Genomic DNA, 11,127 nt, shown 5'->3' on the forward strand with positions numbered 1-11,127 from the left:
CATGAAAAAGATAATAATAACCTTGTTTATAGGGATAATACTCTCTATAAATATTCATGCACAGATGACCTTACATCAAATAGCAACGATACCGGTTGAACAAAAAGAATTGGTTTTGGATTCCATTAAAGACAGATTGACAGATATAATCGAATTTACTGAAACTGCGAACCTATTATCTACGAATTACATTGCCAATGAAACAGATTCTGTCTTTTTTCATGGAAAGAATCAGGCTGTAAGATCAATTTCTACGTTAGCGGCATCAATCAACACAAGTAGTAGTGTCGGGGAGATTGCTTACACAAGCGGAGTGTCCCCCAATGGGGCATCGTACATAAATGTTCCGATTGAATTGCCAAAAGCCCCTATTGGATTAACTCCTGAACTGGCTTTCACCTACAATAGTTTTGGAAAAAGGAATGACATGGGTTATGGATGGTCACTATCTGGTATATCAACAATTTCAAGAACAAATAAGGATGGATATTATGACAATTTACCTATTGGAATGAAAAACGATTATTTAGACGTCTTTTCACTAGATGGATTACGATTAATACGAAAAACCTTTAATATAAGAGAAATCACATATATTACTGAAAGTGGAAATATAAAAGTGACAGGATATCCCAAAACGATAAATTCTATAGAAACTATTTCACATTTTGAGGTAAAATATCCGAATGGAGTGATAGCTATTTATGGTTTCAATAATGAAAGTATTCCTGTAACAGATTACCCCATAACAAAAATGACTGATATTCAGGGCAATTCAATAACCTATACCTATGATTACCATGCCCATAACGGTTATCATCGTAGAATCTTGGGTATTACGTATGGGAAAAATAATGAGTATCAGGTGGAAATAAAATATAGGGGAACAGGAAGTGTAGGAGAAGTAACTGAATATATAGGAGGAAATAAATTATTAAAGAATGCTATGATCAGTTACGTAAATGTAAAGTATAATTCTAATCAATTGAAATCATATATATTAGACTATTCAACAAGTGAAACAAGATTATTGAATAGCATCGGGCTTTCTGACGGTTCTAACTCAATGAATACTCTGAATTTTTACTACGGAATTTCTGGCCAGTCCCACACCTTTAAAAATAATGGTTCAGCAACAATGCCGTATTGGTATAATTTCACAGATCCGGCCTCTATTCGCATACAACGGGGTAAATTTGAATATGGGGCTCAGGATGATGGGATTATTATGTATCCTAATAAAGCTGCCTATTATGAATACAAAAAAGGATCAACTAACTATATAGCTAATCAATATACAGGAAATGAAGATATAATTATTTCTTCTGGATTAGATGGTACTTATTCGATGCCTTACACAAATTTAAAGACTGGTGTGGGGTTTATAGATGTTTTATGCGCGAATTTAGATGAATATGAAGATGAAGAGATAATAAAGATCAATAATTATGTTTCAGGTAGTTATGATAAGATTGATTTCCATGTCTATACAGCAGACTTATTGTTTGGTCTAGTACGCAAATATTCACGATCTTTTCAATTTCCATTAATTGATTACCAAGGCGTCGGAAGCGTTACACCTAAATGTTTTTATGCAGGTGATTTTAATGGTGATGGGAAAACAGAAATTTTAGTTATTTCTTCCTCTAATACTATGGGAAAAGGAAACCCGACAAAGGTATACTTATTTGATTTAGAGTCAAATAAAAAGTTATACGAAGGATCTCCTTTCAACTATTTTTTACTTACACATGGTGTAGAAGAAGCTAATAGAGATCAAGCTACAATAATAAATAATTCGGATGAATTATTTATTGGAGACTTTAATGGCGTTGGTAAGTCTGACTTATGCCTCATAGGAGCATCTAATACGAAGATATTCTCATTTAATATAAATAATGTTCCAACGAGTGTATCAACAATTACATCCCTTACTAGGAATACTTATAGAAACCGTTATATGATGTCAGGCGATTTTAATGGCGATGGAAAAACAGATTTAATATTAGCCCCACCTTTAAATGGTAATACGACATGGAAAGTATATTATTCGACCGGTAAATATCAATTTGATAGCAAGGATATCTCAATATCAAACGCATATAATAAAGACAAGATTCATTATAGCGTTCAGGATTTAAACAGGGACGGGGCAACTGAATTAACCAAAACAGACCAGTCTGTTTCGACAAATACCACATTCAATTCATATATTATATTTAATGGTAAATATGAAAGGGGCGTTGGAATCACTCTAACAAAAAACTCTCTACCCATACCTATCAATATTCAGAGTACTAATGAATTTACTTCATTACTTGTAATCTCTCCCTCTGGAGGGAAGGTTGCTCGCTACAATTACAATTTTGACTATGCCAAGGCAAATATTATTACAAGTTTTTCTAATAGTTTCGGGGTAACAACTTCTTTCAACTATAATCGGCTTAATGAAAAAATTAATGGAACTAATATATTCTTTAATAAAGGGACAGATGCTGAATTTCCATTTTATAATTATGCTGATGGTGGTTTTCTGGTAACAACAGCTTTACAACAAAAAGTAAACAATACCCTCGTAAAAAATATAAGTTATATTTACTCAAATGCTGTTATACATAAGAAAGGACTCGGTTTTTGTGGATTTCAGAAAGTATCAACACAAGATAAACTATTACCTTCCAATAATCAGATCGATACATATGACCCTTATCAATGGGGAATATTAAAAAACAAAAAATCAGGTTATGATAATATTTATGATAATACCTATGAATATGATATCACAGTTGAATTCTTGAAAAACAGGAGTATCACACTAAAGAAGAAAACTGAAAAAGACCTGCTACATGGATTTACTGTAACATCGACTTATACTTATGATACTTTCGAAAACCCATTAACAGAAATAGTTAACTATGGAAATGGAATTATAAAAACAAATACTAAAATCTATAATTCATTTACAGGAACGAATCTTTATTACTTAAATGAGGTAGCTGAAGAGTCGGAAAAAAGCGAATGCAATGGCATAACTATAATTAACAAAAAAGTTTTGAGTTACAATACATATCATCAACCATTATCCGTAAAATCATATGTAAATGATAATTTAGTAATGGAAGTTGCAAATACATATTCTAATAAAGAGCTAACCGAATCCAGACAAAAGCCTTATACTTCACCGGACTGGCTTATTACCCAGTATACCTACGACGACAATGGCAGGATAAAAAGGGTAACAGACCCTATGGGTAGATTTAAAGAAAGTACATACAATATGAATGGAACGCTCCAATCTGTCAAAGACCACAAGGGATTAGAAACCAGTTATACCTATGACACATGGGGTAGGTTGCTATCCGAAACATCTCCTGATGGCAGAGTAAAAACCACAAGTCGCAATTGGAGTACAAGCACATATGGTTTGATATGTATCACCGAAACAGAAACGGCTAGTCCTACAACCAAAAAATATTTTGACGCTTTGGGGCGGGTTATCAGGTCAAGTGAAATACGATTTGATGGAAAAGAGTTAAAGACAGATTATCAGTATGATAATCAGGGCAGACTATATAAGACATCTATCCCTTTTACAGGGACAACAGCTTCTTTATGGAATTCTTATGTCTATGATGAACATAACAGAACAAAATCATTGAATTACGCTTCAGGCAAAAAAGACACATATTCTTATAACAAAAATGTGACAACAAGCCTTATTGATAGTATATCCGAAACTAAAACCGTCAATCAGCTTGGACAGATAATATCATTGGTTGATATGACTGGGACGGTTACATATCAATACAGACCGGACGGACAACTGACTTCTACAACAGCAGCAGGAGTATCTACGACATTCGAATATGACAAGTATGGACGTAAGACAGCTATAAACGATCCTAGTGCCGGACGAAGAACCTTTGGATATGACAGTAGTGGTAATATCAATAAAGAAACCGATGCCAGAGGTAAAATAATAACAATGACATATGATACATATAACCGTTTAAAAACTAAAACGATTGATGGCGTAACGACAACCCATACATATAATGGGGACGGATTGCTAAGTGCTGTTTCGTCTTCCAATGGTACAAGCCGAACTGTTACATATGATCCTACTTATTACTATAAAATAAAAACAGAAAAAGAAACCATTGCCGACAACAAATGGATGGAGAAATCCTATAATTATAATGCAACAGACGGAGTGCTGGCCTCAATAACGTATAAATCTTCCGAAGCATCGGCAAATATAGGTACAGAAAGTTATACCTACCAGAATGGACATCTCAAGGCAATTGCCTTTGCAGGAACTACCGTGTGGCGGCTTGATGCCGAAAACAATATGGGTATCCCTTCGCAGGTAACCACAGGCGGATTGACACGTATTTATGGTTATGACGCTTATGGAATGCCGGTACGTAGAGTTACGAGGAACACATCGGGTACAGCTATCCAGCATGTTAATTATAGCTTCAATCCGCGAACCGGAAATCTGACATGGAGAAAGGATAGCATCCGCAACAAAGTGGAAAATTTTGGGTACGACAAGATGAACCGACTTACAACATTGCCGGGCAAAACCGTCACTTATGCAAACAATGGCAATATACTTGGCATATCAACAGTGGGTGCATTTGCTTATAATACTAGTAGGCCGTATGCCATTGCTGAATTTACGCCATCAGGTACATCACAAATACCATTGCGCGACCAGACTATAGCCTACAATACGATGATGCGTCCAACTTCCATTACGGAAAATAATTATGTGACAACTTTGGCTTATAATAGTGACGGACAAAGGACAAAGATGAACATCAAGAAAAGTGGCACAGATGAACTTACCCGTTACTACCTCGATGGCGGACGCTACGAAATAGATAAAGCTGTTGCAGGAAACAAAGAAAGGTTGTATCTTGGTGGTGACGCTTATTCGGCAGCGGCCGTATATGTAAAAGAAGGCAACACATGGGCAATTTACTATATCTGTCGCGATTATCTGGGCAGCATCACACATGTGGCCAACGCTTCGGGAGCAGTGAGGCAGGAGCTAAGCTACGATGCATGGGGACGTTTGCGCAATCCGGCCAATCAGACCATCTATACTTCGGGCAGTGAACCTGTACTTCTATTAGGAAGAGGATATACCGGACACGAACATCTGACGATGTACGGGCTGATAAATATGAATGCGCGCCTGTATGACCCTGTACTTGGACGCTTCCTATCGCCAGACCCGTATGTGCAAGACCCTTATAACAGCCAGAATTTCAACAGGTATTCTTATTGCCTCAATAATCCGTTGAAGTATAATGACCCGAATGGAGAGCTCTTTAAATGGATATGGGGAGGAGTAAGTGGTTTTTGGAAGGGTGTATTCAGAGGTAAAAATATCTTTAAATCGACTTGGCAAGGATTTTCCAATGCTGTAAAAATTGATTGGGGCGCATTTAAAGGTGATCCAAAACAGATTATATCCCGCTTTACTTGGGAGTTGCCACAGACATTGGTTGGTAATTCATGGTCTCATGCACGAAACATTGCAGGATATGTTGATCAGGTGAAATACTATAACGGAGCTACTTTTGTTATTAATGATAATTCCAGCAATTATGATGGTGTAACATTGGGCAACTATATAAACATGAATATCAGAGATGAATACACAAAAGATGTTTTTGAACCATCATGGAATGGGGGCAAATTCACTCCGGTAGCAGATGATATGATGATGCATGAATACGGACATTACCTACAGAGTCAAATGCTTGGACTATTATATTTGCCAACAGTAGGAGCTCCTAGTCTATTAAATAGAATAGGCTGGATAGGTACTAGTGATAAAAATTATTTCTATACTGAAAAATGGGCTAACGATATGGCATATGATTATTTTGCACGGCCATCTATTCCTAAAGGATTTAAAGAATGGAATTTTAATAAATATCCTGTAAATAATCCTTCAAATATATTTCCATGGATTTATGATCCTATAAATAATAAGGTAGTATACTAGAAAGAAATTGGTCTAATAGAAAGTAACATAAATATTTAATATATGAAAAAGTGTTTATTTATAATTCCATGTATTATTCTGATGACAATGATATTTACCGCATGTCCGGATGATAATTATAATGCTATTAATTTGAAAAATATTAGCCAACGTAATGTTGTTATTTATATTGGAGGTGAAGATTACGGCGAGCCAACCTATCCTGACACTTTATTGCCAAATAAAAACCGCACAAAACCTATTTTTAATGACTATACTAGATTTGGCTTTACCAAAGATCTTAAACATAGCAAGGTTTGTGTATTTTTTCTCGATCAGGATACGATAGCAAAGTACGGATGGGATAAAGTCAGGGATGATTATATGATTCTAAAAAGATATGATGTTAATGAGCAATACCTGCGGCAGAAAGAAGTCAACTGGACTATTGTTTATGAAGATGAAAAGTAAAATGGTTTTTATTAGCGGGGGGTGTAAACCTCTCGCTAAATTCTATCTCCAATGCCGTCAATATTGATTACGGCTTATGGAAAGGTGATCATCAACAAGCCCTTTCGAAATTCACATGGGAGTTACCTCAGACACTTATAGGAAATTCTTATTCTCATATCCGAAATGGAATTGGGCAAGTCGATAAAGTTCGCTATTTTGATGGGGCAACTTTTGTAATAAATGATAATTCGTCTAAAAATGATGGTATCACTTTAGGTAGTTATATAAATATTAATATAGATAGACCTTATGATAAATCAGTTTTTGAGCCTAATGGGAACTTTACTGTCGTAAATAGTCCTTTATTTATGCACGAATACGGGCATTATATCCAAAGCCAGCAATATGGGTGGGGATATCTGTTTTCAATAGGAATTCCGAGTATTAAAAGTGCAGCGAAAGCAAGTACTGTGAGTAGTGTTTATCACAATGGAGGGTATATTTATAGAACAACTACTAAAGGTTAACATAAGCTGAGCTATCAATATTAAATAAATGAATCCCAGATTTTGGTTATTTATACCAAAATCGACAATAGATTGGGTAAGGAAAGGGAATATCAATTGCAAAAGGCTACCAAATAAAAGTCCCAAGAATAGTTGTCCCATCAAATTCTTATATGGACGGAGATAAGTGAACAAAAAAGAAATTCCTCTTTTACTTATTTTTTCATCGATTTCATAAAAATCTGGCGTAGGTTCAAGTAATAATACAACTCCCGTATCTTCTCCATTATACTTAGAACTCAACCAACACTTACAAAATTCATCTTTGGTATATTTAATCTTTCCCTTTGCTGGGTCTGAAACATTTATGTAGTCAACAGACTTTTTTGTTTTTATCTTATATACGACAACAAAATGTTGTTGATTCCAATGTACAATACATGGAAAAGGGGCATCTTTCAACTTCTCATAACTTATCGCCGCGCCCATTGTTCGAAAACCGATACTCTCGGCGGCTTCGCTGATGCCTAGTAATGAAACTCCTTCTCTGGTTAAGGAAGATCTTTCCCGAAGTGTTTCCAACGAAAACTTTTTTCCGTAAAAAGCTGCGATTATTTTCAGGCATGTAGGACCGCAATCCATAGCATCATGCTGAATGAACGAAGGGAAAGGTTTCATGAATTATTGTACCTCTTTTTTAATCCTAAATGTATTTTCATAAATTCAGGTAAAAAACCTTTGTAATAAGTACAGACATCCATATTGCCGCCTTCAAATTCATTTTCTATTCGATGAATAGGGCAACCTCCGTTACAGATAGGCAAATATGAGCATCCGGAACATTTGGGATCATCTAAAGTGTCTGCACCATATAGCTGTCGGTTTAATACAGTTAAATTAACATCTCTTATTTCCCCGTCTATCAGTCTTCCTATCGCATATTTTTTGTTACCTATAATTTCCCAGCATTTATAAACATAACCATCCGGGTCTACTCCGATTGCAGTTTTATTACGAATGGCACATTCTTCAAAAAAACGGCTTGGATACCGCAAGAATGGAGTATAAATGTCCTTCTCCTTAAATAACTTTAGAATATATTCGGAGCATTCTTTTCTGTTAAAGAAATAATTATCAGCGTCTGTAAGACAATCATTACATCCCCGGTCTTTTACAAATGCCGGAGAAACCACCAAATTTTTTCCTTTATATCTTTTAGTTAAAAAAGAATACAGGCTTTCATAGTCATCCATATTCTCTTTTGTCAGGTTTACCCTTATCGAAACATCTATTTCAGAAGCTGTTTTTGTTATTAAATCGATATTACTGATTATTTGAGAGAATACATCGTTACAATCATCTGTATATTTTATTTTGTTATGGCTGTTTTTGTTCCCATCCAAAGTTATTTGTATAGAAGATATATCCACAGATTTCAAATCTTCAATTACTTGTGGTGTTATATGGTATGCCGTTGTTATTATATTTGACATACATTTTTTGTCCCATACTAATTTAAACTTCGAATAGAATTCCTTTATTTGTTCCATTGCCATAAGAGGCTCTCCTCCAAACCAGGTAATATGGATATTCTTAAGTTCCTTATTTAAGGATATATATTTTGTCAGAGAATCTATTACTTCAGAGGATATGTACGATTTTTCTTTTTTCTCAAAGCAATAATGACAGTTGAAATTACAGTCCATTGTTGGAGCAATGGTCAAATGCATTGTTTCATTTTGTGCTCGTTGACCTTCAATAATAGATTTATATAACAGGAATTCATCTTTGTCGTTTTCCGTGATAAAATACTTATTCTTCAAAATCTCAAATAACTCGGAATCTATTTTATCTTTCTGAATTTCGCTTTTAGCCTTTTTATAGTGACTAAGAATATCATATGACTCTTCATCGATCCGCAATAACGAATTAGACAATGTGTTGTATATGTAATAATTATCATTGTCTGAAAAAAAGAATGTATATTTTGATATTTTCATTCTTTTACTCTTTTGTCTTAAACCTCACCTCAAAATCTTCCAACATAGGATAAGTATCCTCTGATAGGTAAGCTCCTTTAGGTAATTTCAGCCCATATTTCGTATTTTTCTCTAAAGAGACAGGGAATACAATCATTTTCATATCTTTTGACCAATGATCACCTTGAGATATAGGAGAAATGAATATACTATCATTTAATGGATAAACACCCATTGACCCCCACATACGATGAGAGAACTCGACTCTTATCTCTTTTATATCTGAATCGACTTCACTATCTAAAGCAGGGAAAACGTTTATTACCTGTGGGGCTTTCATTTTATATTCTTTCATTAAAGATTTAATGTTGCTTGCCGTAAAATTAAAAAAATCCACAAGTTGAGGCATAAATTCATTAATGGTAGGATAAACCTCTCTATTAATATAAAAATTCTCCGCAAAATTTACAGCCCGATTCATCCAGACAAACCCAAATCTTTCATGTTCTGCAATAGTATATTTCTCAAATCCAGCAGGGTGCTCCTTGTAATACATATTGACAAATAGATTGTTAAATCCTTCTCCCAGCATAACATTTGCATTTCCATATGCAACTGCTTTAAGCTGTTCTTTTACATAAGGGTATATCTTTTGAGCCCCGTCAACCATCTGATCGGCATATTTTTCCATTAACGGATTGGTAAATCTATGCCCGAATTCATGAATAATTGTAGTAGTAATAGAGCGTTTATTAGGGAAGAAAGGAGTTTTATCTTCATCTGTAAGGAAAGCTCCTATAACTATTCCATATTCGTCTGGGGCATCTTTTAAATAAGAATCCCATAAAGCATAGTTGCTTCTGCCATTGCATAAGCTAAGATATACTTTGGGGCTGCCAAAAGATTTTCCAAAAAAATCTTCAAACCAGTTTATATCAATTTCCTTTAATAGCTCATCAAAACGATTTTCAGCTATGGAATATAGCTCTGCATGGCTTTTAAAAAACTCTCTGAACTTGGTTTTCTTGTAAAAATCATTTAATAATTTCACATATTGTTTTAAAGTTTCCTCTTTCCATCTATAGTCTACACTTACATATTTCGAAATATCTGCCTTAGGGTTCAATTTTACATTTCCTTTTTCTATGACAAGTAAGGTAGTAGATGATGCAACTGCATCATAACCAATTTCGTCCCGATCACGCAAAATATCTTTTGTGTATTTTATAAGAGGATGGTTTTTGTATGGAGTAAAATAAACGTCAATGTCTTTAGCGTATGTTTCGAGATCATTGTTTACATATTCATCCGCATCAATCAGTCTAAATACAATGCTGGTCAATTCAAAACGTTCATCCACTTTTGAATGGAGAAAGTTATCTGCTTCTAAAGAAAGAATGAATAAATTCAGTACAAAAAATACAATATATTTTCTCATAATATTTTTACATAAAAAAAGGGAGAAAACCCTTTTCTCCCCAATAAGACATTAATAATTTATCGATAAAAATTTGCATCGAAATCGCTACCTTCAGAAATTTCTCTTGCATCACCTAATCCAGGGGTATCATCTACTCTTTCATAACTACCACCTCCGCCGGGTTGTCCATTATATGTTATGATAAGACAGGTAGTATATGCACCAGGTATAGTATCACTACAACTTTTATAATTTAACGTACATGTAACCTGATATACATAACAATGCTGTATAGAGTAAGTACCTCCCCATGGCTTTAATCCACATGTTACAGAGCCTCCTTTCATTTCAGCCATTTCGGATTTAGAAAGCCTGCCCTCTTCAATAATCTTAAATTTTTCCATAGTTTTATAAAGATAAAAAGTCTACTCTATTCCATAAGCTTTTCGACACCCGCTTTCCTTTTGTGCAAAGATTTCTCCAAAATTAACAAAAACGAAGAGGTATTTTAACTAAAATTGGAGGAAGTATATAAATGTTACTGGGTTATTTTGTTTAATTAGTTAATATAAAGGATTATATATCTGGGTGCAATCTTGATCTGTGAGTGAATAAATAGGGGATATTTCGACTATTAGTCTTTTCTTATTGTTATTTAATATGTGTTTTTAAAAGGAAATTAAAATACGGTTATCTATTTTAAGAAATTAAGGTCAAAAAACTTAAGACAAAAAATAGTAAAGTAATCTCCATCCGCCCTGTATG

6 protein-coding genes are annotated in these 11,127 nt (G+C 34.4%); 2 read left to right on the forward strand and 4 right to left on the reverse strand.

What is annotated here, in order from left to right; genetic code table 11:
• The first annotated feature begins 1 nt into the window (after position 1).
• Positions 2-6,025, forward strand: a complete 6,024-nt coding sequence (locus tag D0T53_RS04215) for an RHS repeat-associated core domain-containing protein (protein ID WP_163265390.1) — start codon at positions 2-4, stop codon at positions 6,023-6,025.
• Positions 6,026-6,067: 42 nt separating this feature from the next.
• Positions 6,068-6,475, forward strand: coding sequence for a hypothetical protein (locus tag D0T53_RS04220; RefSeq protein WP_163265392.1), 408 nt, complete (start codon positions 6,068-6,070; stop codon positions 6,473-6,475).
• 407 nt (positions 6,476-6,882) lie between these two features.
• On the opposite strand, the gene D0T53_RS04225 is transcribed toward D0T53_RS04220, so the two are convergent.
• From D0T53_RS04225 to D0T53_RS04240, 4 genes are read right to left on the reverse strand one after another with little or no spacing between them, the layout of a single operon-like run.
• On the reverse strand, positions 6,883-7,641 hold the full coding sequence (locus D0T53_RS04225; protein ID WP_163265394.1) for a cysteine peptidase family C39 domain-containing protein: 759 nt from the start codon (positions 7,639-7,641) through the stop codon (positions 6,883-6,885).
• Complete coding sequence (locus D0T53_RS04230; protein WP_163265396.1) at positions 7,638-8,963, reverse strand: radical SAM/SPASM domain-containing protein; 1,326 nt, start codon at positions 8,961-8,963, stop codon at positions 7,638-7,640. Before D0T53_RS04230 ends, D0T53_RS04225 begins: the two co-directional genes overlap by 4 nt.
• Positions 8,964-8,967: 4 nt before the next feature.
• Positions 8,968-10,380, reverse strand: a complete 1,413-nt coding sequence (locus tag D0T53_RS04235) for a DUF4932 domain-containing protein (protein ID WP_163265398.1) — start codon at positions 10,378-10,380, stop codon at positions 8,968-8,970.
• 59 nt (positions 10,381-10,439) lie between these two features.
• Complete coding sequence (locus D0T53_RS04240) at positions 10,440-10,718, reverse strand: hypothetical protein (RefSeq protein ID WP_163265400.1); 279 nt, start codon at positions 10,716-10,718, stop codon at positions 10,440-10,442.
• Positions 10,719-11,127 lie beyond the last annotated feature (409 nt).

Source organism: Dysgonomonas sp. 216 (assembly GCF_010501065.1).
Classification (GTDB): domain Bacteria; phylum Bacteroidota; class Bacteroidia; order Bacteroidales; family Dysgonomonadaceae; genus QVMM01.